This window comes from Metabacillus sp. KUDC1714 (assembly GCF_014217835.1).
Lineage (GTDB): Bacteria > Bacillota > Bacilli > Bacillales > Bacillaceae > Metabacillus > Metabacillus rhizosphaerae.
Genome location: NZ_CP055263.1, coordinates 724,501 through 750,363 on the forward strand (window position 1 = coordinate 724,501; position 25,863 = coordinate 750,363).

A 25,863-nucleotide genomic window follows, 5' to 3' on the forward strand; every position below is an offset into this window, starting at 1 on the left:
TTATAGACGTACCTTGTTTTTCATTGATATATTGATGTCATAAGGCTGTACCAATATAAAACATTAATATTACATGGAGGGATCATTCAGATGTATGAAAAATCATTAGGTAATCGCATTTTTAACTTCTTCAACTATACGATCTTACTACTCATTGCTTTAGCTTGTTTCATCCCATTTGTAAACGTCATTGCCAGTTCATTCGCAACAACACAAGAGGTAGTCGAAAAAACATTTATTCTGTTTCCAACGACCTTTACATTAGAGGCATATGAATATATTTTTTCTACACCAACTATCTTTAAAAGCTTTGCTGTTTCAATTGGGATTACAGGTGTTGGGACACTAGTAAGTATGATTTTAACTGCGTTCATGGCTTATTCCTTATCTAGAAGGTATTTATATGGTAGAAAAGCAATCAACTTTGTTATTGTATTTACAATGCTCTTTAGCGGCGGGATGATTCCGACATACTTAGTGGTAAGAAATATGGGTTTAATTGATTCTTACTGGGCGTTAATTCTTCCCGTTGCGATTAATGCATTTAACTTAATTATTATGAGAAACTTTTTCCAAGCCATTCCTGATAGCTTAGAAGAATCAGCAAAGGTAGATGGATACAATGATATCTTGATATTTTTTAAGATTATTCTTCCGTTATCACTTCCTTCTATTGCAACAATTTCATTATTCTACGCAGTTTCGTACTGGAATGAGTATATGAATGCTATTCTTTATCTTAATGATTCAGGTAAATGGCCAATCCAAGTATTACTACGCCAGATTGTTATCGTATCAAGTGGTATGCAGGCAGATGCTACTTCAGTTGATGTCGTCCCTCCTGCACAGACAATTAAAATGGCCGTTATCGCTGTTGCAACAGTACCGATGCTAATTGTATATCCATTCCTGCAGAAATACTTTGTAAAGGGTGCTTTTGTCGGCTCTGTGAAAGCGTAGTTATAAACTAATACGAATTACTTATGAGTTTTAAAAATAAAAAAGGTTGAGTAGGAAACCAAATCAGGTATCCTACTCAACCTTTTTCTATTAGACAGAGAATGACTCATCACGATGTAGATCCCGGTATTTTCCAGGAGTCGTACCTTCAATTTTACGGAAGTAGCGTATAAAGTTCTGTGAATTTTTATATTGTAGCTTTTCGGATATTTCTCTCACTGACATATTTGTTTCCTTTAGCCATATTTTTGCCATATCATAGCGATAAAGGGCGAGATATTCACTAAATGATTGTTTAAATTCCTTTTTAAAAATACTACTTAAATAATTTTTATTGTAATGAAGGCGAGATGCAATGATTTCAAGAGATATTTCGGTATCATATTCATTTTGTATAATGTGTATGATTTTTTCAGATATTGATTTATTTTGTGAGTCTGTTCGTTCAGAAATGGCATCAATCATTGGATATACGATTTTGTTTTTTACAAACATCTCGATTTCTTCAGACGTCTTCATCTCCGAAATAGCATTGTACAATGTTTTATGATCTTCGATAATTAATGTATCCATCCCCATTACCTGCATTAAACTAATTAAGTCATTTAAAAACCGCATAATATTAACTTCTAGCTCATGAGGATTTGTATTATTTTTAAACAAATCAGCAAGTAATTGATGCAATGACTCCTTAGCTTTCTTGCTTTCCCCCAACTTTATGGCATCAAACAATTGATTCTCCAATATTTTAGGAAAGTACGTTTTTATTTGATTATTATTAAAAATAGTTGAAACACTTTCATAAAAAATGATCGATTCTTTTCCGACCTTTAGACGGAATTTTAACGATTCAATACCTTGTGCAAGAGCTTGTTTACTCTCAGTCAGTTTTTCAAAAGGGCTACTTACCCCAATGCTTATCGATAAATTAAAAATTTCCTTAACCGTCCTCTGAATTTTTTCTGCGTATTGATTTATGATTAAAACATGATGATCGCAATCTTTATTCTCGCATATAAAAATCGTTGCTTGCGTTTTTGAATCAATAACTGTTGGAGTAAGTTGCTCATCTTCACGAATAATTTCTGATACAATCTGGTTAATGGAAAACAAAAGCACATCCTTATCTTTCCTAGTGTAGTCACTATTTTCTAAACTATCGAATTGAATTGCTAATACATATAAGTAACTCCATTTATCAGGATAGTCAAAATCCCTTAATTCTTCTTGAATTTCTGTTTCGCTCATACGTCCGTGAAAAAGATTTAACATAAATAATGTCTTTAATTGTTCATGTTGATTTGTGACAACGTGTTCAAGTGATTGATTTTTATCGAGCACTTCTCTAATTGACTTGCCAATTAATTCAAATTCATCCTTATAACCGTTCTTTTGGATTTTCGGAATAAATTTTTGTAGATCTCTAATTGGTTTAGAAAAATATTCCGAACTTACATAGGCAATAATGACAGTTACCGTTAACATAAAGATACTCATTAAAATCGTACCAATTATAGTAGGCTTCATTGCCTGGGAAAACTCTGAATCTTTTATTTTTGAGAGATAAATCCAGCCATTATATCCTGACTTTGAGTAAGCTACTTTATATTTATTTTCTCCGTTAGTATCTACATTCAGTACACCTGTCTGGTTGTGATTACCGTTAATTAAGCTCGCTATTGTTTTTTCATTAATCGCCTTTACCTCACTCGAATTACTTTGATAAAGCAATGTTCCATCTTGACTATAAATAAAGATTGGACTTGATTCAGATTGTTTATAAATAAGATTTGTTAATGATTTCAGTGGAATGTTAATTATGAGAACACCATTTTTATTTGTTTGATAAAAAGGAGTTTGTTTAACTAGCTGAATCTCACTATTCGAATCATCCGCTTTTAACCATGTAGATGAATGTGGTAAGGACAAGTATTTAGAAGTGATTTGTTCTTTTTGTGTTTCAGTTAATTGTTGTAACCCATGTTTACTAATCTTCCAGTTTCCCTTTAAACTTACTAAATCAACTGTCGTTTGGCTCGGACCAAAGGAAGAGATATAGTTTAATTGTTTATCAATTGTTTGGTATGTATCAAAATTCTTCGCTGTTAATGGCTGGCTAATATAGCTTTTAAAAGGAGTATCATGAACATAGGAATTAAACGTATAATCTAACGCCTGTAATTTTTGTTCGAGTGTATTCATCGTTTGCACAACATTTTCTTGTTTTTCTAAAGTGATCTTCTCTTCAAATGACTCCTTTGTGAAGAAATAGGCAAAGCCATTAAATAGTATCATTACAAGGGTTCCTACTAAGACAAAAGGTAAAAAGATACGATAAAAATATTTTGGCTTTTGTTTCATTGATATACAACACCTCCCACCCGCTCGTAAAAGCGCTTACATATTTTACTATTATAAGACTCTAGTAAATTTCATGTCAACAAGTGCTTTTCTAAAACGTTAACAATTTACTCCCACGTTTCCTTTCCTTATTTTTTTCTCTTAGAATAAAATATCCACCGGATAGAAAAAATACCACTAATGTAATGAGTATCTTAATTGAATAACAACATAACTCCTACAATCCTTAGAATCTAAATAGCTGAAACTTACTCATTCCATTAAAAAACCGTAGAAATGAGTATAATGTTACGAAATGATTATTCTCTTTTTTCGATTGTGACAAGGTTGCTGTAATATTATTCTTAATAACGTGCAAGTTTAAGAAAAAGGAAAAGAGCCCATAAGGACTCTTTTCAAGTAAAATACAATTATAAAAACAAGAGGTGTCTAATGATCGAAGTGGAGCAAAGTATCAATAATCTTATACCAAAACTTCAAGTCTTTCCTTTACTTGTTCTTCTGTCAAACCATGTTCTACAATATATCTGTTTCTTGGATGAACTCTACATTCATCACTACACGCACGTAAATATTTATGTTCATTTTCTTCTGAACACAGAATTTGTTTATTGCATTCGGGATTAGCACAATTAACATAGCGTTCACAAGGTTCGTTTGTGAAATGATCTTTCCCTACAACTACAGGTGCTACTCGATTAACCGGGACCTTGATTCTTTCGTCAAACACATAGCATTGACCATCCCAAAGCTCACCTTGAACCTCTGGATCTTTCCCGTAAGTTACAATGCCACCATGTAATTGTGCTACATCTTCAAATCCTTCCTTACGTAACCACCCGGAGAATTTTTCACAGCGAACTCCACCAGTACAATAAGTAAGAATTTTTTTACCTTCTAATTGTTCACGATTCTCACGTATCCAATCAGGTAGTTCTTTAAATGTATTAATATCAGGCATAATCGCATTGCGGAAATGTCCTAACTCATATTCATAATCATTTCTTGCATCAATGACAACAGTGTCTTCCTGCTGCATCGCTTCATAGAATTCTTTTGGACTATAATATTTACCAGTTAACTCTAGGGGATTTACATCATCCTCTAATCGTAACGTAACGAGTTCTGGTCTATGACGTACATGCATTTTTTTGAATGCATGATCATCCTCTTCATCTATTTTATATACCATATCTTTAAAGCGCGGATCCTCTTTCATATGGGCCATATATTGATCTGTTTGCTCAACTGTTCCAGATACAGTACCATTAATTCCTTCATGTGCAATTAAAACTCTACCTTTTAATCCAATGCTTTTACAAAATTCTAAATGTTGTGCAGTGTATTCTTCAGGGTTATCAATTGTTACATAATGGTAATACAGTAAAACTCGATATTGTTTCGTTTCCATTTATCATTCACCTACTATATTTATATTTGCAAGATATAAACGTATTGAGATGTTTACTTGCTTTATATTATCTTTTCATACAAAAGTATAAAAAGGAACAATTAATTAAAACAAACTTTGAATAGAATTGCAACTTTTTTACACTGGTTTTTTCATCCAACATATAGAAAACTGTGTTGCAATACAGGTTACATTTCATATTAAATCCTATTTCACGGAATTAATCTATTAAAAAAAGAAAAAAACACGGTGAAATAAACCTCTCACCGTGTTTTAGGTTATATAGAATATAGTATAAATTGAATTACGAAAAACCTTCATCACGGTCAAACCACGTAGTTACCTCGGAAAAGTGCTTCCTTTTACCCTGGATTTCCTTCATATTTGGATAGCCAATATAAATGAAACCTACCATCTCTGATTCAGTAGAAAGTCCGAATAACTGTTTTATTTCATTTGAATAACAGACATTTCCAGTACGCCAGATCGCTCCTAAACCAAGAGCATGTGTGGCAAGTAGCATATTTTGAATGGCGGCATTCACAGCAGCATATTCTTCTTTAACTAATACTTTTTTATTAATTGTTGGTTCAACAGCTACTGCAATGATTACAGGGGCTCTAAGCGGCTTTTGTTCCTCTCGTTCTAATCTTTTTCTACTCTCTTCGCTTTTTGGATCTTCCAATGTTTTTTTAGCAATTGACGAAAGAGTTTTTCCTAGTCTATTCCTTGCATCACCTGTTAAAACAAAATATCTCCACGGCTCTGTACGATAATGAGCAGGCGCCCATGTACCAGCATCAAGTATTTTATTGATAAGTTCGGTTGGAACAGGATCAGGTTTCACAACACCTATACTTCTTCTAGATTTTATCGCTGTAAGTACATCCATGCTTATCACACTCCTAATTTACTTACTCAAGTTAATCATATGATTCAACCTCCATGGTATTCTATAAGACAGCAAAAGGATAGGAAAGCGATAAATCGCCCCTATCCTCTCTTTTTTATAAATGTAGTTAAACTAGTTATAAATGTTCTATTTAGTGCCTTCCGTGTAGGGAAAGTGTGATTAATCCTTAGGGTGATGAGGATCGTTCCACTTTACTTAAAGTTATTTTGTGGATGTCAAAGGATGATTCTCAGATGGGGTGACTGAACCCGATGCTAAATTTAGTATTCCATTTCCTTGAAAGCGTCTACTATATTCCAGGGAATCGGTTTTTTTAATAAGCTGGGCATAAATCTCAGCCTCTGTTAGTGGACGCTCAAATTCTTTTTCAGCTTGTTCAATAATGAGAACTGCTGCTGCAGAAACATGTGGTGTTGCCATCGATGTTCCTGATAATACAGCAAATTCGTTGTTTAAATAGGTTGAAAGGATTTCTTCTCCTGGGGCAACGAGATCGATTACTTTATTTGTATTACTAAACTCTGATATTTCCTTCTGTAGATTGACTGATCCAACTTGTACAACTTCTGGATATGCACCAGGATATGCAAATTCATCTGTCTCGTTTTTCCCATCGCCTTCATTACCTGCAGCACAAACGACAAGAATATTTTCATCGATCGCTTCTTGAATTGCCTTATGAAGCTCAGAGCTATCTTCACTACCTCCTAATGACATAGAGATAACTCGTACTCGTTCACCATCTGGTCCAATCCACTTTGTTGCATAGCGGACACCTTCTGTGACCCATTTTGTCTCTCCATATCCTTGACCTGCTAACACTTTCAAGACGAGAACCTTTGCTTTTGGTGCAACGCCGATTACACCTTCTTCATTCTCTTCTGCACAAATTGTTCCACATACATGTGTGCCATGACCGTTATAATCCTCAAAATTCTTAGGATCTCCGTTATCATCTGTTGTAAAATTGTAACCATCAATAATTTGATTTCTAAGTTCAGAATGGGTGGAATCACAGCCTGTATCAAGTACAGCAATGACCATTCCTTCACCAGAATACCCTTGCTTCCAAGCGGAAGGTGCATTAATGAGTTCAACACCTGGTGGAATAACCTTTGTGTCTTTTAATACTGTTTGAATGGTATAAGGGATCAGACCTACTTTACTCATTGTGATTCCTCCTCCAAAAAAGTATAAGGCGACATAATTCCACTTATCCCTTAGTACCAATAATAAAATTTTGCATTTTTTTAATTTTTTACTCATTTTTTGTTAAGTTTTGTATTATAATTTATTCGTAAGCACTTTGTATTGACGTTTCCTCTATGGGAAGCGTCTTTTCTTTTTTGTTTTTCTTTTTAAGTCATCGATATTTTTTAACCCAAGTGTGATGGAAGAGAAAAGCGTGGCAGCAGCAACTAACAATTTGATGAGAAGCTCTAACCACTCCAACACAATTACCACCTCCTTTTTACAAAAATAGCCCTACACAGTAATCAGATGACTGGTAAGGCTAGTTTAATTTATGAAGCACAAAAATCCTTTGGGTACTATAAGGATAATTATGGAATATATGTCATTACCATTGTAACATGTCCTATTCACTCCAGCATTAATATTATGAATTTTCCTACAATACTACTGTAAAATATGTTCTCATTGATTCGTGAAGCCATACTTAATCCCTAGGCAAGCTTTCCTTAGTCGGTAAATGGGGGGAGAAATGTAATAGGTATTGAATAATCTGAAGAAAACGCGAACAGTATTTAGTCTCGTAAAAAACTGTTTTAATTTTGGAAATTATGATCCTATATTGAGTTAACCTTTACCTGATTGAAAGCTTGGATATTGTGTCATACCGCCATCCGCAAATAGCGTCATTCCTGTTACATAACTAGCTTCTGATGAGGCAAGCCATGCAACACATGCGGCAATCTCTTCAGGTTTGCCTATGTATCCCATTGGTATTAAATCAAGTACTGCCTTTTTAGCCTCAGGGTCAGTAAATTTTTCAGCATTTATTGGTGTATCAATTGCACCAGGCGCAATATTATTTACTCGTATTCCATTTGGGGCATATTCAAGAGCAAGTGTTTCAGTTAATAGTTTAATGCCACCCTTACTTGCTGCATAGTGAGCAAAGTGAGGCCATGGAATTTCCTGATGCACTGAAGACATATTGATTACGGTTCCTTTAATTTTATGATCCAACATATATTTAATTGCTTCGCGGCTCCCTAAAAAACAACCTGTCAAGTTAGTAGAAATAACTTTATTCCAGCTTTCAAGGGAAAGCTCTTCTGTGGGGATTTCCGCTTGTATTCCTGCGTTATTAACCATAATATCTAAAGTTCCATATGTATCTATTGCAAAATCAATAATTTTTTTCACATCGTGTTCTTGAGAAACATCACCTTGAATTTTAGAAGCTTCTCCACCTTTGGCTTTAATCTCTTCAATCATTATTTCCGGTTTATCTTCTTCCGTTAAATAATTAACAACCACTTTTATACCTTCTTTTGCAAACCGCTGTGCGATTGCCTTTCCCAACCCTGATGATGCCCCTGTCACAACTGCTACTTTATTTTTCAAATCTGGATACATTGAGATCTCCTCCTATTGTTTTGAACTAAATTAGCCATCGTGAATAATCCTTTTCTTATAAAAAATTTGTGGAGAGATTACTCCGTCCCACCTCTAATTGAATATCTACTTCTCATTTTAAGTAGAGATAAAATCATATGCTTTTTGTATAACCTAAAATAACTCCACCTGCGATAATCAGAACACAGCCTATAACAACAAAAATGATTTGCTTTTTAGTTTTCTTTTCCCCTAACAGAAAAATTCCACCTAAAGTAGAGATGATGATCCCTGTTTGGGAGAGTGAAAAACTTGTGGCTACACCAACTCTAGGAATGGATAATAATAATCCTAGATTTCCAGCTGCCCACAAACACCCTGTCACAATGTTTTTCAGTGCATATTTATTAAAAGGCTTATGTCTTGTGGTTAATACAGACGCACCAATCACCATCCCTAGCGCTTGAGGTAAAATTGCTGACCATCCGTCAATTTCAAAATAACGAATAATAATGACGTATCCTATATAACCTAGTGATGAAATAAATAAGATAAACAATCCTTTTTTTAAGCTTTTTCCCGCATTCTTATCCTCTTTTTGTCCAGTTGATGTAAAAACAACACCTATTATTATCAGGATAATTGAAATAGAACCAAGAATAACGGTCAGTTTCGTTTCCCATTCCCGAAACAGGAGAACTCCAAAAAGCGTAGTGCCCACTAATTGCATACCTGTTGAAATCGGCACCGTCTTTGAAACTCCAATAAATTTAACACTTGCCAATTGATTTAATTGTCCAATTGTCCAGAATATACCTGAAACAAGTCCAATCGACCAAACAATCGGTGATAATTCTGGGTCCGCATAGAAAAACATAGCGATTGCAAATAACAAAGAACCAATTGTAATTCCTAATGTCTGACTATATGCATTTCCCCCTAATTTCACACTAACAAGGACTAAACTTCCCCATGTTAAAGCTGGTATTAAAGCCAGTAGTATACCAATCATGATGAATTCCTTTCTATATGCAATGGTTGTTTTCAATTTATACTTTTAATGTGTACAGAATGATGCCAAATAACACAATTTATCAATTATTTTACTAACATTGCCCTATATTAAATAAAGTTAAACTTTTCAACTAATAAAATTAACCATTGATAAATAAGCTTTTTCTGAAATACAAAGTGTTTTCTAAAGGGGAGTTACCCCCATAAAAAAGAAGACTTTTATCAATAGTTTATTAGATACATAAAACGAATCTCTATACATAAGAATTATTTAATTTAATCGCTACTTAGGAGGGGTAAAGTTGGAGTCTGTAGTTAAGGATGCTTTACTGGAATGGAAAGAAGAGATGCTAGCACAAAAAATAGAAATCGATGAAGAATACGAAAGGATCAAATGTGATCTTCAACTTTATTCATATAAATCTGGCATAACCAAGCAAGTCATTCAATCTACAATCAATGACGAAATAATTAATAGTATTAAAACAACTTATCAAATTCCTTTTGTAGAAAAATATGAAGAGCTTAAACAGTACATAAAGGAATTAGATGAAAAAAGAAAAGTATATCAAATGTTTGTTGATAAAATCGAGAAAGTTAGTGAGACTGGCGAAAATGATTCTTAAGTATGAGATAGTCGGTGTACGTATTCGTGCACTCGGCTATCTCATTTTTTGATTCTTCTCGGAAAAATTGTTACTATTATTACAAATAATTTCCAAAGATTGGAGGCGACATACTATGTATAAAGGAATAAAAACGCTTATGCTTTTGTTGTTCGTTACAGGATGTTCTTTTGGGGATAAAACACAAAATAGGAATGACTCTGAAAAACAAGTGAAACTAGAGGCTGAAGAAACCATTGCTTCTTCAGTAGAAGTTTTAGCAACCAACTTACACATACCTTGGACAATTACAAAAAAAGATGGAACATTTTTCATAAGTCAGCGCGAGGGGAAAATAATTGAAACTAACCTTGAAACAGGACTAATAAAAAAGGAAGAATTATCGGTTACAAAAGATATTCTCCATGAGGGTGAAGGAGGCTTGCTTGGTTTAGTGCTTGCTCCTGATTTTGAATCCTCTGGACAGGCCTTTGCCTATTATACATATAAAGAGGATCTGGTAACTAAAAATCGAGTGATTGCTCTTCAACAAGATGGAGAAAAGTGGACGGAAACAAAGGTCTTATTAGAAGGGATTCCGGGTGGTAGAATTCATAATGGGGGCAGAATGAGAATTGGACCAGATGGAATGCTTTATGTTACAACTGGAGATTCTGGGAATCCAGATTTGTCACAAGACAAAAAAAGTCTAGCAGGAAAAATCCTACGTATGAATCTAGATGGGACCATACCTAATGACAACCCTTTTGAAAATTCCTATGTTTATTCATACGGTCACCGAAATCCCCAAGGGTTAGCATGGGATGATGAAGGAATTCTATATAGTACTGAGCATGGACAGAGCGCACATGATGAAATCAATCTTATAAAGCCAGGACAAAACTATGGCTGGCCTGTTATACAAGGAGACGAAGAAGAACCTGGTATGGAAAAACCTATTTATCACACTGGCGAAAACACGTGGGCACCTTCAGGAATTGGCTATCATAATGGGAAGCTCTACATTGCTACACTGCGGGATTCAAAAATTCGAAGCTTTGATATATTAACAAAATCTGTGAATATCTTGCATGAAAATAGTGGTCGAATGCGTGATGTTTATATTGAACAATCACAATTATATACGATAACAAATAATCGAGATGGAAGAGGTACTCCGAAGAAAGATGATGATAAATTATTAAAGATCGGTCTTTAATAGTAAGTAACTGTTCTAATTTTGATTACTTTCTTGAAAGGTAAATCTTCTTATCTTATCTCATACAAGCGATATAAAAGGATGAACTGTAATTTTAGTTCATCCTTTTATGATTAAGAAAGTATAGGTATTTTATACTTAGATCGTAATTGGACTTAATAAGACATCTACTAAACGGTCCATTCCTAATTTAATTTTTTCAGGTGTGGAATGACTAAAGTTTAAGCGGAATGTATTGTACTTTGGTTTATCAACATAAAAAGGTGCTCCAGGAACAAAGGCAACACCTTTTTCTACCGCACTCTTAAGCAAAGTTGGTGTATTAAGATGCTCCTGTCCTTCAACCCACAAGAACATTCCACCCTTTGGCTCTTTCCAAGTAAACACCCCTGGCTCTAACTTATTTAAATAGTCTCTCATGATTGTCATTCGATGATAATATTCACTTCTCAAATGTTGAATATGTCCTTCAAGATTAAAGTCACGCAACAAAAAATAAAGTGCCTGTTGATCAATCGAACTTGAATGCAGATCAGCCATCTGCTTTGCCTGTGTCATCATTTTTATGATTGGTGAAGGCCCTGTTACCCAGCCTGTTCGTAATGCCGGAACAACTGACTTTGAGAAAGTGCTCGTATACACTACATGGCTTTGTCCGTGATCAAATGATGCGACTGTTGGATATTCTTCCTCGTCATGAAATTTAATATCACCATAAGGATCGTCTTCTAAGACCAGTACATCATATTTATAGCAAAGCTCTAAAAGTTGTTGACGACGTTCAATACTCCAAGCCTTACCTTCTGGATTTGAGAAAGTAGGGATAATATAAATGAATTTTGGCTGATAAGTCTTAACTTTTGCTTCTAAATCCGCAAACTCCATTCCGTGTTCGTCACTGTTGACCGCAACTACATTCGCCCCGTAGGATCTAAAAACCTGTAAAGCTGATAAATAAGTAGGATCTTCCGTTAATACAACATCACCAGTCGAGAGAATGACTCTTGAAAATAAATCAATTGCTTGTTGTGAACCTGTTGTAATTAGCATGTTTTCAAGAGGTGTTACCACCCCTTTTCCTTCCATTTTAGTTTTTATCGCTTCTCTTAATGGCTTATATCCTTCGGTTAGACCATATTGTAAAGACGATTTTCCTGATGAAAAGACTTTTTCATAGGCTATTTGAACTTCCCTCAAAGGAAATGATTCTTCAGAAGGTAATCCTCCTGCAAATGAAATAACATTACCTTGTTGAATAACAGCAAGAATATCTCTAACAGCAGATGATTTAAAGTTTTTTGTTTGTTCTGCAAATGAGTAATTCATAAAAAGTCCCTTCCTTTTTGTGAGTTGTAAAATTAAAAATATTCAAACAATTACTCTCGTACTGATGGGAGCTATCTTGTAAAAACAGTACCCATTTCGTATGTTATAATAATATTTCTATATCATATAACACACAATACCTACCTTTCAAGCCTTTAAACAAAATATTCAGAAAATGACTCTCGATAAAATATGTTATAATATATTTAATACCTCAATATAACATACATTTTTAGGAGTCTTCTATGGATAAAAACTTTCTATCTAATCAAATTGGTCAGCGATTACGTTTTTACCGTCAGCAACGCCAATTATCTTTGGATGATCTTGCAGAACTAACTGGTGTAAGTAAACCAATGCTCGGACAAATTGAACGTGGAAGTTCTAATCCAACCGTTGCAATCCTATGGAAAATAGCTTCTGGGTTACAGATACCGTTTGCTTCCTTTCTTATAAGAGATCCCTCTATAAAGATTATTAAGAAAGATGAACAACCATTCTTTAAAGAAGATAACGATTTATTTGAAACATATAATACGTTTGCTTCTCCTGGAATTCCATTAGAAATTTTTCGAATTCGATTATTGCCGGGATGTATGCATCACTCCGCCCCTTCAGGGATAGGAGTACTAAAATCGTTAACCGTCCATTCCGGCATTTTGTCCATTAAAATTGGGGAAGATAGTGCTATTACTTTAAATAAAGGTGACACGATGTCCTTCTCTTCTGATGTTTATCAGGTATATCAAAATCATACTGAAGATGTAAGTGAAATAAACATGGCTATTTATTATTCCAGCCCACATATCCAGTCTGGACCAGATATAAAATAAAGTGAGACTTCATTCCATATGGTCTTACTACCCGTTTAAGTATGAATTAAAATACTTTGTTTGAAAGGATGTTACTATTGGAACTCAATGTAGAAACGATCTACTATCTAGAAAATCCTGAGGCAGGCATCATTAAATTCGCGACTGGTTCACAACTGAAATACGGAGATATCGTAAAAGAGGTTTTTGGGGTTGCAGATATAAATGATTTATTAATGATGATTGAATATAATAAATCATTTCAAGATAGTGTTTGTAAGGCTAAGGGTATTAGAGAAGATGAGATAACGTTGGAAATGATTTTTCGTGTTGCTTCTAATCAAGATCTGGTGCAGCTGAAAGATTAAGTCATAGTGAGAAAAATGTTACGGAAAATAACTGCCATCACCCAACTATTTATTTTTTAAACATAAAGATCTTGTAGTTTGGAATCCAATATAAGGGGGTGGCTTTTTGTGTCATTTATTAAGATTTGCAGATCTTGTAAAGGAGAAGGACATATTCGTGATCATTTCTTCTCTATTATTAAAAAGAAGTGTCCTAATTGTAATGGTATAGGAAAAGTTCATGTAGGCTGGGATAAAGATCACGAGGAATTAAAAAATATAAATGAATTGAATAAGAATAATTAAAATATGACCAAAAATATTTTAAAAGTATGGTAGGGATCTATAACTCCTTAAATAAAGTATTTCTAATTCTTTCACCTTCTAAATTGCCATCTAAAAGAAATCATTTGATTGTACCTCATTTTAAGCATTGACATATACCATTCATTATATGATCTTTTACATCAAACAAATATTCTTAACTGATAGAACAAAAAAGCAGCAGATGCTGCTTTTTTGTTCGTTGAAATATATTAATTTCTAGGATCAACATAATCAGGATAATCTGTAATAATCGCATCAACATCCATTTCTAAAAGGAAATCTGCCGCTTCTTGGCTTCGGACTGTCCAAGATGAAATTTTCATTCCAATTGAGTGGACTTGATCTACTAAATCTTTTGTTACAATACCATAGCTAGGATTAAAGTAATCTGCATACGTTGAGAACTCTTGTAATGCTTCTGGTGTTGTGTGTAATTTTGATGATGTAAGAACTCCGATTGGAACTTTTGGAAGTAATTCATTCATGATTTTCATAGATTCAAAGTTAAATGATTGGATAATAATTTTTTCATTTTGCGGCACATCTAGGTTTCTAGCTGTTAATTCCTGGGCAATACTTTCTTCAATGCCTGGATAAAGCTCTGGTGCTTTTAGTTCGATTAAAATCCCAACCTTACCATGATAACGATCAAGGATTTCAGCAAAGGTTGGTATTTTTTCTCCCTTAAATTGTTCACCTTTCCAGCTTCCTGCATCAAGGCTCCTAAGTTCAGTAAACGTTAAATCTCCAACTTTCCCAGTTCCGTCTGTTGTTCTGTTAACGCTTGTATCATGAATAATTACTAATTCTCCATCCTTGCTTCTTTGAACATCGATTTCGATGTAATCCGCTTTCATCTCGACTGCTTTATCAAACGCAGCTATTGTGTTTTCTGGTGCATATCCTGCTGCACCACGATGAGCTACATTATCAACCTTCCTTAGATCACCTATTGATTCTGCTGCAAATGTTTGATGCAGTGGACTAAATAGCAAGGTGAATGCAACACCTGCTCCTATTAATAATTTTTTGTTCATTTTAAGTCATCTCCTAACTAAAATATGAGTACTGAATTTATTTTAGATAAGAAATGTTTACCTAATATGTATTTATGATTACAACTAAATATTGATTGTGTGAAGAAAAATAGGCTAAATTTCTTAAATCTATTTACAACCCTACTACTTAAAATTACTTGAATACAATAATCTTCTCTATTTCTAGTGTGAATAATGATTTCTAAGCCCGAAGTAGACTCAGTGTTAGAAATCGCAATTAGTACGAAAGTTGGGTTATGTTTTTAAATTTAAGTCTTATCATCCTAATAATAAAGGCTTCATTTCTACTTTCTACTATAACTATTTAATCAGTTCTCCCTTAGTCCATTCCATACATATGACTAAATACCGTTTCACCAAATCTATCACATGTTTAAAAGTAGGATATTAAGAAAGGATAAAATTTCATTTAATGGATACCATAGTTTAAAATTAACAAAAATTGGCACTACTGGTCGTTTATGGTCAAGTTTGTAACCTTTCTATTACATAACTGTAACAACGTAAAGGAACTGTTAACTGCTTGACCTTTAATAGACTGTTTTTCATGTTAAGATAGGACTCATTGATTAGCACAAAGCAAGCTAACAAGGAGGAAATAACATGAAAAAAGGCATTTTATCAATCATAACAGCTACAGCTTTATCAGTAGGCTTCGCAGCGAACGCGTCTGCAGCAGTAGTTACGGTAGAAGAAGGCGACACTCTTTGGGATCTAGCCGATCAAAAAGATTTGTCAGTTGAAGATATAAAAGAATGGAATGACTTATCAGGTGATATCATTCATCCTGAAGATAAATTAAAGCTTCAAGAGCACTATGAAATTGTAGAAGGCGATTCTCTTTGGGATATTGCTAAAGAAAATAACGTTTCTATTAATGAGTTAAAAGAGTTGAATGATATTGACTCTCATATTATCCACCCCGGTGACGAGCTGATCATTGAAGATGTGAACTCCGAGGAAGTAGAACAAACAAAAGCTACACCAAAACAAAAAGTAGCGTCAAAAGTTGAAATTGATTCAAAAGAATCAACCGAACCTTCTGTTGAAGAAACGTTAACAGTAACGGCAACAGCTTATACAGCAAACTGTGAAGGTTGTTCTGGTACAACGAAAACAGGTATTGACTTAATAGCAAATCCAGATAAAAAGGTAATTGCTGTTGATCCAGATGTAATCCCATTAGGTTCTAAAGTGCATGTAGAAGGCTATGGTGAAGCCATTGCTGGGGATATTGGTGGGGCAATAACTGGTAACAGAATTGATGTATTTATTCCATCAGAATCAAAAGCAAAAAAATGGGGAAGACAAGAAGTTGAAGTTAAAATTTTAGATTAAATTTGACAAAACCCTTAGTTGCTTTTTTAGGAACTAAGGGTTCACTATTTAAATCCAAGCCTCAAAATTCTTTCGAAGAAAAAGGCAAGAAAAATTTCACGCCGCGCTTATTAAAAGGTAAAACCTTCATATCGGCAACTAAATGACTACAATATCCGATCAAACATGCAAGAAAGATCCCCTCGATTGAAAAAGCTTGTTCTAAATAATATGCAATGAAGGCAAAATAACCAATTCCTAATAGTGAGTGAGTATAGCTTCGGTGTGGAACAAAAGAAGCGATAATGATATAGACCCCAAGTAAGATTAACCAGAGTTCTTGTAATGAAACCCCTCCTGCGAGCACTCCAAGACCGGTAATTGTCAGCATATGCCGTTGCTTTATAAAGGATGAAATAACAATAATGGCGACTCCTGCACCAATCCCCATCCATTGCTCTGTACCAGTTCCTTCAAGTAAAATGTAGATGATCATCAAAATACCAATTAATTGTGCAACCGATCGAATTAATGTGTGTGATAACGTAATTTTGTTGCTTAATTTCCCATCAATGTCAATGTCTGGAATCAATCCTGATACTCCACCCATTCCTACTAGTAATAATGTTGTAGTTGGATCAGCATGAACTGTCTGGGAAACGATAAAACCAACTCCAGCCCCAATTGTTGCATGTGCAGTTCCGTTCAATTTCTCCACCTATTTCTATGTAATTTAGACTCAAAACACTAGTATACATGAAAATTAGTGGGAAATCGGACGTGTTTTCTTAATTTTTTTAACTTTTTGCTCTTTAAACTTGGTTGGAGATTTCCGTTGCAGGCGTTAAGCTCCAATAAACAAAGTGCCAAAACAAAGTAATTCTCCTACTATATATGATTTTCCCAATTACTCTGTCCTTAAAACCGTATTAATAGTATTATAAATTATTATCTTAATGAAAGAGGTAGATATCATGCTTTCTTTTACTGAAAGAGCAATCACTATCATCAAAAACATTCCAACAGGAAAAGTCATGACATATGGACAAATTGCAAGATTGGCAGGAAGTCCAAGAGGGGCACGGCAGGTTGTACGAATCCTTCATTCCATGAGCGCTAAACATCAACTTCCATGGCATCGAGTTATTAATGCAAAAGGGGAAATTGGTTTTAGAGATAATGATTCTTTTATTACTCAAAAACAATTTCTAGAGGATGAAGGAATTATTTTAAAGAATGATAATACGATTGATTTAAAAATATATCAATTTTATCCTGTTGATGTAGATGATACTTTGTTATAGTCTATAAAAAAAAAGAAAAAGCCCTCAGGTGAGGACTCGTTCATATACCTATTCATCTTTATTATTATTGTCACCCATATCTTCCGCATCTTCAATTGGATCTTCAGGGTCAGGATCCGCATCATTTTCGTCATCTTTATTCATCGTATCATTTTCATCTACACCAGGTACGTTTTCTTCACCTTCGATTATATCGTTAGCGTCATTGTTTGCACCATTTTCCTCAACACCGGTGTCATCTTCTGGAGGTGCTGGATCCGGATCCGCATTGTTACAGCCTACTGACACCATCGCAGCTAATAAAATACTTGTCATCATGAGATACCATTTTTTATTCATGGTCATTCCCCTTTCCTAATTAATATAAATCTTTGCTTATCATCCCCTGTATGGAAACTTTTATGCAGGACAAAATAAAAAACTTCTAACTGAAGTCAGAAGTTCTCAAAAGGTTCATTTGTTTATTTATTTTTCTCCCATTCGGCATACAAGCCAGTTCCATTACACAAATGGCAGTCAATTGTATTTCCTGTATAAGGACTTGTTATTGTAGAAAAACCATGCCCACGGCATACAGGACACTTTCCCTGTTCTTTCATTTTAGCAATGTGTTTCTCCTTATAAGCATGATACCAGTCAGTAAAAAACTTAACAATTTTCACCTGCATCACCCTGTTGTATTTTTCCTACAGTATATTCAAATGCAGAGGACAAGGTGATAACTTGATTGTCTAAATTTATTTATAACATTATGGTTATTAGCAAAGATAAAGGGAAACGTTAAGTAAGAGGTTTTAATTTTTAAATCAACCAGAATCACGTCGCAATAAATCTGATTATGCAAAACTCTTTTGATAAACTACTTATTTTTTAATTATTGGAATCCAAACTTCCGCGCGATAATCCTCTGAATTTGGATCACCTTCAGAATAACTTTCAAATTCAGGTCCATTGGCATGCTCATATCCAGTAGAAGGAAACCATTCAGAATATATATTTTTCCAGACCTGTTGTATAGTATCTGGCATTGGCCCTATGGATTCAAAAACTGCCCATGTCGCTGCAGGAATTTTTCTTAGTTCCCAATCAGGTAAAAAGTGTTCTGTTGTTTTCTCAGCGCCAATAAAATAAGTAAATTCATTTTCTTGATGATTAAAGTCTAAACAAACCCCCAATAAACCTAAATCACCAGCTTGCTTTGCAAGAGCTTCTGAAAATCCATTTTGATTAGATTCTTTCCAAAGTAATGGGATTTTCTTGTTATTTTCACCATTTTCCATTGAAACTCTAAAACCCTTTCCAATAATAACAAATGCTTCCTCTTGAATTATTTTATAATTCATTTCCTCATCTCCTTTTATTTTGAATTTGAAAGAATAAGATTTTAATATCTCCCCATTTATCATCTTAACACTAGTGAAAGAAACGAATGATAACCCAAACTATCTATATCTATTAAAAAAGTTTCGACAAATTTATTAAGAATCATGTTAATTTCTACAAGATTATCTAAAATAAAAACGTCGAAACGTAGTTATTCCCTCCCATTTGTCGAGACTGATCTAAATTAGGCGTAATATTTTGATTATTATAATACTTGAATTTTGTTATGATAAAACCTGTTGATTAGGACAACTTAGAGGAGGATTTCAATGGAAGAGTTCGTTTATTCAGTAAACCATGATGAGGAACATAAACAAGTTCCTATCGATGAGGAAGAGTTAGAATACTTTTATAAGTTGTGGGAAGAAGATCGCTTATAAAAGCTTAATATAAAATCAAGAAACTTTTTTCAGGAGGGACAATCTTTGAAGAAACAATGTATTGCAATGCTATTAGCTGGTGGAAGAGGAACAAGATTAAAAGACTTAACAGAAAACTTAGCAAAACCTGCCGTTCCCTTTGGCGGGAAATACCGAATCATTGATTTTACATTAAGCAATTGCAGAAATTCTGGCATCGATACAGTTGGAGTACTAACCCAGTATCACCCACATGTTCTTCAAAGTTATATTGGAGATGGAAAGGAATGGGACTTAAGCAAAAGAGAAGGTGGTTTAAGTGTACTCCCTCCGTACCAATGTGAAAATGGGGAGCGCTGGTATGAAGGCACTGCACATGCTATTTATCAAAATAAACATATCATCGAACAATATGACCCTGAACATGTACTCGTTATTTCTGGTGATCATATTTATAAAATGGATTACACCAAAATGCTTCAACAGCATGTGAAGTCTAAAGCAGATGCCACCATTTCGGTCATCGAAGTTCCGTGGAATGAAGCAAGTAGATTTGGAATCATGAAAACGGACGAAAATACAGGTCAAATCATAGATTTTGCTGAAAAACCAAAAAATCCTACCTCAAATTTAGCTTCCATGGGAATCTACATTTTTAATTGGAAGACATTAAAATATTATTTAGAACAAGAAGAACACAATCAATTCTCCACGAAAGATTTCGGGAAAGACATAATCCCTGCTATGCTTCAAAATAATCTTAAACTATTTGCCTATGAATTTAATGGCTACTGGAAAGATGTTGGAACAATCGATAGTTTTTGGGAAGCAAATATGGATTTACTTAAAAGGGAAACTAATATTCTTCTTAATGAAAAAGATTGGAAGGTATACACGGTTGAACAAACCCATCCTCCACAGTATCTTGATGTAGATGCAAGAGTGACACAGTCGCTTATCAGTGAGGGCTGCGAAATTTATGGATCTGTTGAAAATTCCGTACTTTTTAGTGGCGTAAAAGTAGGAAAAGGAGCAATTATTAAGGATTCTGTCATTTTACCGAATGCAGTAATAGGAGATAATGTACATATCGAAAAAGCCGTGGTTGGATCAGGAGTCTTGGTAGAAGACGATGTTGACCTTACCTCCAATGGCATTACTCTAGTTGGTGAAAATATTCATAAACAACAAAATAAGCGTGTTTTATCAAGTGTTATTTAATACATATTATATAAAAAATACCTATTCCCCACTCCGTCAAACTGGGTAATAGGTATTTTTTATTATTGATTCTCCGTGCTGTAAAAAGCACTTTACAGGTGGCAAGTACAACAGATGAACAACATAAACTGACAGAAGAGACATTTAAAGTAGTCAATGATTTAAGTAATCTAACGAGCGAATTAGATAAAGTGATAAATAGATTAAAAGAATAGATGCAACAAAAGCGCAAGAGCCCCATAATTTTCCGTCGTTATTTGTTAAAAAAACAATATTCTTCACCTTTCTTCATACAATCTGATGATAGATGTAGATAAATTTTATCTGCTACATGCAGGAAAAAGCGATCCTCACCGTAAAATATTAAAGAGGACAAAATATTAGTCTATCAAATTAAGGAAAGGTGGTAGTTGTTGTTGAGAGACGATATAACCTTACAACAAATCGCTGAAGGTCTTCCGAAGTCCGTTTTAAATGCATCCGATAAAGACTTGGAAGGATTTCAAAAAATTATAGAAGAAACAATTAAATTACGCGAAGGACATAGAAATTTACAAAAGATGATTAAAAGTTATTCTACTTCTGGAATCCAGCGTTCTTAATTTGTGGAAATGATTAACAGTAGTGTGTTCTTTTATTGGGAATCTTAATTATTTATCAATGTTTCAGGTAGGTCTTTGCTAATACTTCTTAGACAAGAGGAATTAAAAAAAGACCTACCCAAAGGCAAGTCGTAATAATTCACAATATAAATAAAAATATCAGCCTACATATTCAATGTATTACCACCAATTCCATTTATCCCAGCTATCACCTTTATTATTAGCCCATGCGTAATCATGTTTATGATCTTTATCTTCCTTGCCACAGTACCAATCTCTCCAAATATCGATAGACTCAATACAACGATTCTCATGTTTTAGACAGCCATCCCAATTCCCCAAGTCTTGATCATCCCGATCTTCTTTCCAATCGTCCCACTGGTTTTGGCCATAACTATTAACCCATTCATAATCAAACCAATCATTTCCATTCGAACTCTTATTTCCCCAATACTCCGCTCCATTGTCTTCGGAAAAAATAAAATCAAAAACAGTTTGAAAGAAATTTTGGTTTGAATATGTACTACCAGATGTTGCAAATGTAGAAGCTGGAATGGACAATGCACAAATAAGTAAACAACTAAACAAAAAACGTTTAACTATTCTCAAAGTTTCACCTCCTTCCATGCAATCATTTGGTTTTAGTGTTTTAGAACTACTCAAAATCCGTTCTTATTATAGTATAATACGCACCGTTATTAAGAACAATATGGTAATTCAATCATATTTTATGACTTTTTTCATGTTAATTTTTAGTAGAATTTTACCTATTTAGAATAATTCCGATATTATCTTTTGTTTCAAGGTCTAAAGACATACAATACTACTGTTCAAGTCACCAAAACGTTAAAAAACCAGCACGATAATACTTCGGACTGGTAGTCATTTTTAAAGAAAAAGGAAAGTTAATTTCCTTATTTCATTAGCTATTCACTTCTGTATTTAAGCTTGGCTTTCCTAATCCTAAGCTTTCAAACACTATTCCAAGCTTATCTTCACCTTGAGTGAAGGTTGTTTTTTGATCCTTTTATTAATTTTATAGAGGCAAACCCAAAGTCTTTATATAAAGAATTTTGAATTATCCTCCTCTACATTAATAGTTTTTTACTCTCTTTAATATTTATATTTTTGGATCACACTTTGCAATTCATCTGCCATAGTTGAGAGTGATTTGGCAGAGTACGTTATTTCTTCCATTGAAGCTAATTGTTCCTCAGTCGATGCTGCTACTTCCTCAGATGTTGCGGCATTGCTTTTTGCAACATCCGCTATTTCATTTGCTGTTGCTGCTACTTCTTGTACTCCTGCAGACATTTGTTGAGCGGTTGCTGATACAGATTCCATCTGAGGGGTTATTTCTTTCATACTTAATAATATTTCTTGGAACTTTTTTATGGCTTCATCTGAAACCGTTAAACCATCCTTAACATCATCTGTTACTTTAGACATTTTGTTTACAGCATTTTTAGTGTCTTGCTGAATCGCATGGATGAGTTGAACGATTTGTTGGGCGGAAACATGTGATTGCTCTGCTAGCTTTCTGACTTCATCCGCCACTACCGCAAAGCCTTTACCTGCTTCACCAGCTCTTGCCGCTTCAATCGCAGCATTTAATGCTAATAAGTTTGTTTGATCTGATATACCAGTAATCACTTCTACTATTGAACTGATTTCTTTAGACCGATCTGAAAGGGATTGAATCATTTCATTAGATTCTTTGACTGAATGAAAAATAGAGTTCATTTGGTCAACCGTTTTCTTAACAGATTTTCCTCCTTCTTCGGCTTTAAAGATCGTTTCTTTTGAAAGATCTGTTACATTCAAAGAGTTCTGAGCAATTATGTTTGCGCCCTGTGAGATTTCTTCAAGAGAATCAACATTTTTATCTATACCATAGGTTTGTTTTTCAGCACTACCAGCTACTTCTTGAATGGCAGTTGCAACTTGCTGTGTAGCAATACCTGTCTGTTCTGCACTAGCCGTAAGTTGCTCTGCAGCTGATGCAACCTGTACCGAATTATCTTCTACCGTTTTTAATAATGTACGAAGGCTAGACTGCATATCACTAAATGACTGTCCTAAATCACCAATCTCGTCTTTTGAGGTAATTTTGATATTTTCAGTTAGATCACCTTCACTTATTTTTTTTGCTTTTTGCTGCAAATCTTTTAGTCTGTTTGTTATGGATAACACAATAACTACTACTATTGCAGCACCAACAATGACCGATATCGCGATAATAAGCATTGTTGTATTTAATATTGGCTTTGCTGTATCATTTACCTCATTGGAAAACATTGTTCCTGCTACTTTCCAGCCTGTGAGTTCATTTGTGAGGAAGTACATTTCTTTTGCCAATCCGTTTAATTTATATTGAAATTGTCCTGACGGTTCTGTGTAGAGATTATTATAAAATGTTTCTTTTGCCTGTGAACCGGTTTCCGCTATTGGACTTACAATAAAGTTTTTTTGTGCATCTAAAAGGATCGCATATCCTTCTTTCCCAATTCTAACTTCTTCCGTTGTTGCTTTTAAATTTTTTATATTTAAGTCAATACCTATTACACCAGAACCATCATTTAATGTTCTAGTCATTGTTACTACCATATCACCCGAATCTACATCAATGTATGGACTAGTAACGATACTTTCTCCCTTTTTCTGTTCTGCTTCTTGATACCATGGTCGTTCTCTAGGATCAAAATCACTCGGTAACTCTATTTTAGGATACGTGATCATAAGTCCATCAGTTGTCCCGACGTAAATTGTCTGAACCTCTGGATGTAAATCGATGTACTGTTTTAATTTTGATATTACCTCTGAGTTTTCACTACCTTTGTCATAGAGTTGGGCACTAATTTCTTCTGAGAAAAAATCTGTATCGTGTATTTTAGGTGCAATCGTGTTATTAATATTCGAGTTTAGTAGCTTAACATTATCTTCAGCACCATCTAATAGTTCTTCTTTTAGCTGTTCTTTCGCACTATTATATGCTAAGAGACCCACTACTAAGGTTGGAACAATTAGCATAACTGCAAATGTTATATATAATTTTGCTTTCAAATTAAATTTTGTCCCTGATAACCGATATTGTTGTTTATTCACTTTTTTTTTACCTCTCTTTTTTGTATTTAGCATTAGATGTCCTATATGAATATATATCGGCATTTTTCTATATATTTTAACTATTTATTATTTCTCCATAATTTTCACTAAAAAAACGCCCATTTTTTTTATCTCCATGCATGTACCATTCAAAACAAGCTCCTTGTTCATAAGATGTATTATCACTTAATAAAGGTGGTGAACTATATGGGCTACAATGGAGGTAACAGTTTCGCTTTAATCGTTGTTTTGTTTATCCTATTAATTATTGTTGGTGCATCATTTTACAACTAATTAATCCTTGTAATATCCTCTTTTAACCCCCTTCTATTATTTACACTATCCACTCACTACTAGGAAGCGAGAATCTTCTCTCGCTTCTTTTTCAAGAACAAAAGCGCAAGCGCCTTGACCAGCCCCTCTAGGGGCTAGGCGCTTCAAGAATTTTATAATTTCCAAAACAATAAAAAATAGGAACCTATTTAAAGATTCCTAAAATTAATCATCAGTGATTTTTTTTAAGGACGAACATCATAATCGTAATCATACTAAATGCAATGAAAGCTAAAAATGGGATCGTGATAAATCCTAATGCATTTATATACTCGCCTGAGCAAGGGATACCACTTGTACACATCTCAAACTTTTGCAGTACTGGGATTTTTTGCAAAGAATAATGGTAGGCTGAAATGAGCATTCCTACAATTGATATCGGCAATACATATTTATAGACTTTACGATCCCCATAATAAAAAGCAATTCCTAGTAAAAGTGTTAGTGGATACATAAGAATCCGCTGATACCAGCAGAGAGTACATGGCGTATAATGTAAAAATTCACTAAAATACAGACTTCCTAATGTCGCAATGAGAGAAGTAATCCATGTGACTAGCAATGCTTTATTCATCGAGTAATTACTCCCCTTTTGCTGCGTTTTCAACCATTTCTTTGAAATCTTCATAGCTATTACCTTCAAATTTTTTACCGTTCACAAAAAGAGTTGGCGTTCCAGTTATTTCTAATTTGCTAGCTTCTTTCATATCATTATCCCAAGCTGACTCGGACTCTTTATTATGAAATGTTTTCACTACTTTTTGCGCTTCCTCTTCAGAAACAATTTCCTTTAGCGCATCTTCAAGAAATTCTTCTGTAAAAATATCCATTCTTTCATATTTTAAATCGTTAGGCTGTTTGTTAAATAGAAGTTCATGAAACTCCCAAAAGGTTTCATTCCCTAGCTCCTTATAAACAGCCTCTCCGAATTTCGCCGAACGAATTGAATCAACGTTAATAAACGAGTAATTCATAAAATAAAATCTAGCCTTCCCAGTATTAATAAAATCCTTTTGAATTTGAGGAAGAAATGACTCATTAAAATTCTTACAAATTGGGCATTTGTAATCACCGAACTCAACAATTTGAACGGGTGCTAACTCCTCACCAAGAAACGGTTGTTTATTGTAATCAATTGCCTCAACTTTTGATGTTGTATTTGATAAAAAAAGTAAACCTCCCATACAGATCGCAAGTAAACCTACGATCCAGAAAATGATCTTTGGAGATTGTCTTTTTGTTTTTTTTTTACTATTCTTTCCTTTCGACATGTGGACACCTTCTTTTATATTGTTCGTTCTAA

The 25,863-nt window shown here is 34.2% G+C and carries 28 protein-coding genes; 11 read left to right on the top strand and 17 right to left on the bottom strand.

All coding sequences use genetic code 11. From position 1 onward, the window contains the following. The first annotated feature begins 90 nt into the window (after positions 1–90). The gene (locus HUW50_RS03590; RefSeq protein WP_066339980.1) at positions 91–960 is read left to right on the top strand and encodes a carbohydrate ABC transporter permease; all 870 of its coding nucleotides are present in this window, start codon (positions 91–93) and stop codon (positions 958–960) included. Positions 961–1,050: 90 nt separating this feature from the next. Here the strand turns inward: HUW50_RS03590 and HUW50_RS03595 are convergent, their stop codons facing one another. The 7 genes from HUW50_RS03595 to HUW50_RS03620 form a co-directional block, all read right to left on the bottom strand. Further along, entirely contained in the window at positions 1,051–3,321 is a 2,271-nt protein-coding gene (locus tag HUW50_RS03595) for an AraC family transcriptional regulator (RefSeq protein WP_066339983.1), read from the bottom strand. A gap of 463 nt (positions 3,322–3,784) precedes the next feature. After that, positions 3,785–4,732, bottom strand: a complete 948-nt coding sequence (gene trhO, locus HUW50_RS03600) for an oxygen-dependent tRNA uridine(34) hydroxylase TrhO (RefSeq protein ID WP_066339985.1) — start codon at positions 4,730–4,732, stop codon at positions 3,785–3,787. Positions 4,733–5,036: 304 nt separating this feature from the next. Then, on the bottom strand, positions 5,037–5,624 hold the full coding sequence (locus tag HUW50_RS03605) for a nitroreductase family protein (RefSeq protein WP_066339988.1): 588 nt from the start codon (positions 5,622–5,624) through the stop codon (positions 5,037–5,039). Positions 5,625–5,846: 222 nt separating this feature from the next. Beyond that, the gene (locus HUW50_RS03610) at positions 5,847–6,815 is read right to left on the bottom strand and encodes a S8 family peptidase (protein WP_066339991.1); all 969 of its coding nucleotides are present in this window, start codon (positions 6,813–6,815) and stop codon (positions 5,847–5,849) included. A 153-nt stretch (positions 6,816–6,968) separates the two neighbouring features. After that, positions 6,969–7,100 carry a hypothetical protein gene (locus HUW50_RS26950; RefSeq protein ID WP_260445654.1) on the bottom strand — a complete coding sequence of 44 codons (132 nt, stop codon included), beginning with the start codon at positions 7,098–7,100 and terminating at the stop codon, positions 6,969–6,971. Between the two features lie 363 nt (positions 7,101–7,463). Continuing rightward, on the bottom strand, positions 7,464–8,249 hold the full coding sequence (locus tag HUW50_RS03615) for a glucose-1-dehydrogenase (protein WP_066339994.1): 786 nt from the start codon (positions 8,247–8,249) through the stop codon (positions 7,464–7,466). 133 nt (positions 8,250–8,382) lie between these two features. Continuing rightward, positions 8,383–9,237, bottom strand: coding sequence for a GRP family sugar transporter (locus HUW50_RS03620; RefSeq protein ID WP_066340394.1), 855 nt, complete (start codon positions 9,235–9,237; stop codon positions 8,383–8,385). 307 nt (positions 9,238–9,544) lie between these two features. Between HUW50_RS03620 and HUW50_RS03625 the strand changes: the two genes are divergently transcribed. Further along, positions 9,545–9,868 (top strand): hypothetical protein, encoded by a 324-nt coding sequence (locus HUW50_RS03625; RefSeq protein WP_066339997.1) that lies wholly within the window; start codon positions 9,545–9,547, stop codon positions 9,866–9,868. A 115-nt stretch (positions 9,869–9,983) separates the two neighbouring features. Beyond that, positions 9,984–11,066 (top strand): PQQ-dependent sugar dehydrogenase, encoded by a 1,083-nt coding sequence (locus HUW50_RS03630; protein WP_066340001.1) that lies wholly within the window; start codon positions 9,984–9,986, stop codon positions 11,064–11,066. Positions 11,067–11,204: 138 nt separating this feature from the next. Here the strand turns inward: HUW50_RS03630 and HUW50_RS03635 are convergent, their stop codons facing one another. Then, positions 11,205–12,392 (bottom strand): aminotransferase-like domain-containing protein, encoded by a 1,188-nt coding sequence (locus tag HUW50_RS03635; protein ID WP_066340003.1) that lies wholly within the window; start codon positions 12,390–12,392, stop codon positions 11,205–11,207. A gap of 245 nt (positions 12,393–12,637) precedes the next feature. On the opposite strand from HUW50_RS03635, the gene HUW50_RS03640 reads away from it, so the two are divergent. From HUW50_RS03640 to HUW50_RS03650, 3 genes are all read left to right on the top strand, one after another. Then, positions 12,638–13,225 carry an XRE family transcriptional regulator gene (locus HUW50_RS03640; RefSeq protein ID WP_066340007.1) on the top strand — a complete coding sequence of 196 codons (588 nt, stop codon included), beginning with the start codon at positions 12,638–12,640 and terminating at the stop codon, positions 13,223–13,225. 77 nt (positions 13,226–13,302) lie between these two features. Next, positions 13,303–13,572, top strand: coding sequence for a hypothetical protein (locus HUW50_RS03645; protein ID WP_066340010.1), 270 nt, complete (start codon positions 13,303–13,305; stop codon positions 13,570–13,572). A 108-nt stretch (positions 13,573–13,680) separates the two neighbouring features. After that, a complete protein-coding gene (locus HUW50_RS03650; RefSeq protein ID WP_157094526.1) occupies positions 13,681–13,857 on the top strand; it encodes a hypothetical protein in 177 nt (58 codons plus the stop codon). 230 nt (positions 13,858–14,087) lie between these two features. Here HUW50_RS03650 and HUW50_RS03655 read toward each other — a convergent pair whose 3' ends face one another. Further along, positions 14,088–14,915, bottom strand: a complete 828-nt coding sequence (locus tag HUW50_RS03655; RefSeq protein ID WP_066340017.1) for a glycerophosphodiester phosphodiesterase — start codon at positions 14,913–14,915, stop codon at positions 14,088–14,090. A gap of 624 nt (positions 14,916–15,539) precedes the next feature. Here HUW50_RS03655 and HUW50_RS03660 point away from each other — a divergent pair. Continuing rightward, positions 15,540–16,274, top strand: a complete 735-nt coding sequence (locus HUW50_RS03660; protein WP_066340024.1) for a LysM peptidoglycan-binding and 3D domain-containing protein — start codon at positions 15,540–15,542, stop codon at positions 16,272–16,274. Positions 16,275–16,335: 61 nt separating this feature from the next. Here the strand turns inward: HUW50_RS03660 and HUW50_RS03665 are convergent, their stop codons facing one another. After that, on the bottom strand, positions 16,336–16,962 hold the full coding sequence (locus HUW50_RS03665) for a metal-dependent hydrolase (RefSeq protein ID WP_066340028.1): 627 nt from the start codon (positions 16,960–16,962) through the stop codon (positions 16,336–16,338). A gap of 265 nt (positions 16,963–17,227) precedes the next feature. Between HUW50_RS03665 and HUW50_RS03670 the strand changes: the two genes are divergently transcribed. Further along, positions 17,228–17,557, top strand: coding sequence for an MGMT family protein (locus HUW50_RS03670; RefSeq protein WP_066340033.1), 330 nt, complete (start codon positions 17,228–17,230; stop codon positions 17,555–17,557). Positions 17,558–17,605: 48 nt separating this feature from the next. On the opposite strand, the gene HUW50_RS03675 is transcribed toward HUW50_RS03670, so the two are convergent. From HUW50_RS03675 to HUW50_RS03685, 3 genes are all read right to left on the bottom strand, one after another. Beyond that, complete coding sequence (locus HUW50_RS03675) at positions 17,606–17,896, bottom strand: hypothetical protein (protein ID WP_066340035.1); 291 nt, start codon at positions 17,894–17,896, stop codon at positions 17,606–17,608. Positions 17,897–18,018: 122 nt separating this feature from the next. After that, positions 18,019–18,219: a hypothetical protein gene (locus HUW50_RS03680; protein WP_066340040.1), complete on the bottom strand. Its 201-nt coding sequence runs from the start codon at positions 18,217–18,219 to the stop codon at positions 18,019–18,021. Between the two features lie 201 nt (positions 18,220–18,420). Further along, the gene (locus HUW50_RS03685; RefSeq protein WP_066340043.1) at positions 18,421–18,900 is read right to left on the bottom strand and encodes a GyrI-like domain-containing protein; all 480 of its coding nucleotides are present in this window, start codon (positions 18,898–18,900) and stop codon (positions 18,421–18,423) included. A 465-nt stretch (positions 18,901–19,365) separates the two neighbouring features. On the opposite strand from HUW50_RS03685, the gene HUW50_RS03690 reads away from it, so the two are divergent. Together HUW50_RS03690 and HUW50_RS03695 are read left to right on the top strand one after the other, a co-directional pair. Next, positions 19,366–20,520 (top strand): glucose-1-phosphate adenylyltransferase, encoded by a 1,155-nt coding sequence (locus HUW50_RS03690; RefSeq protein WP_185653702.1) that lies wholly within the window; start codon positions 19,366–19,368, stop codon positions 20,518–20,520. A 416-nt stretch (positions 20,521–20,936) separates the two neighbouring features. After that, complete coding sequence (locus HUW50_RS03695) at positions 20,937–21,122, top strand: hypothetical protein (RefSeq protein ID WP_066340045.1); 186 nt, start codon at positions 20,937–20,939, stop codon at positions 21,120–21,122. A gap of 180 nt (positions 21,123–21,302) precedes the next feature. Here HUW50_RS03695 and HUW50_RS03700 read toward each other — a convergent pair whose 3' ends face one another. Both HUW50_RS03700 and HUW50_RS03705 read right to left on the bottom strand, forming a co-directional pair. Next, the gene (locus HUW50_RS03700) at positions 21,303–21,731 is read right to left on the bottom strand and encodes a hypothetical protein (RefSeq protein WP_066340047.1); all 429 of its coding nucleotides are present in this window, start codon (positions 21,729–21,731) and stop codon (positions 21,303–21,305) included. 504 nt (positions 21,732–22,235) lie between these two features. After that, the gene (locus HUW50_RS03705) at positions 22,236–24,152 is read right to left on the bottom strand and encodes a methyl-accepting chemotaxis protein (protein WP_083964822.1); all 1,917 of its coding nucleotides are present in this window, start codon (positions 24,150–24,152) and stop codon (positions 22,236–22,238) included. 282 nt (positions 24,153–24,434) lie between these two features. On the opposite strand from HUW50_RS03705, the gene HUW50_RS03710 reads away from it, so the two are divergent. After that, positions 24,435–24,521 (top strand): YjcZ family sporulation protein, encoded by an 87-nt coding sequence (locus HUW50_RS03710; protein ID WP_157094534.1) that lies wholly within the window; start codon positions 24,435–24,437, stop codon positions 24,519–24,521. Positions 24,522–24,732: 211 nt separating this feature from the next. On the opposite strand, the gene HUW50_RS03715 is transcribed toward HUW50_RS03710, so the two are convergent. Both HUW50_RS03715 and HUW50_RS03720 read right to left on the bottom strand, forming a co-directional pair. Then, entirely contained in the window at positions 24,733–25,134 is a 402-nt protein-coding gene (locus HUW50_RS03715) for a disulfide oxidoreductase (protein ID WP_066340054.1), read from the bottom strand. Between the two features lie 7 nt (positions 25,135–25,141). Then, on the bottom strand, positions 25,142–25,831 hold the full coding sequence (locus HUW50_RS03720) for a DsbA family protein (protein ID WP_066340058.1): 690 nt from the start codon (positions 25,829–25,831) through the stop codon (positions 25,142–25,144). Positions 25,832–25,863: the final 32 nt, after the last annotated feature.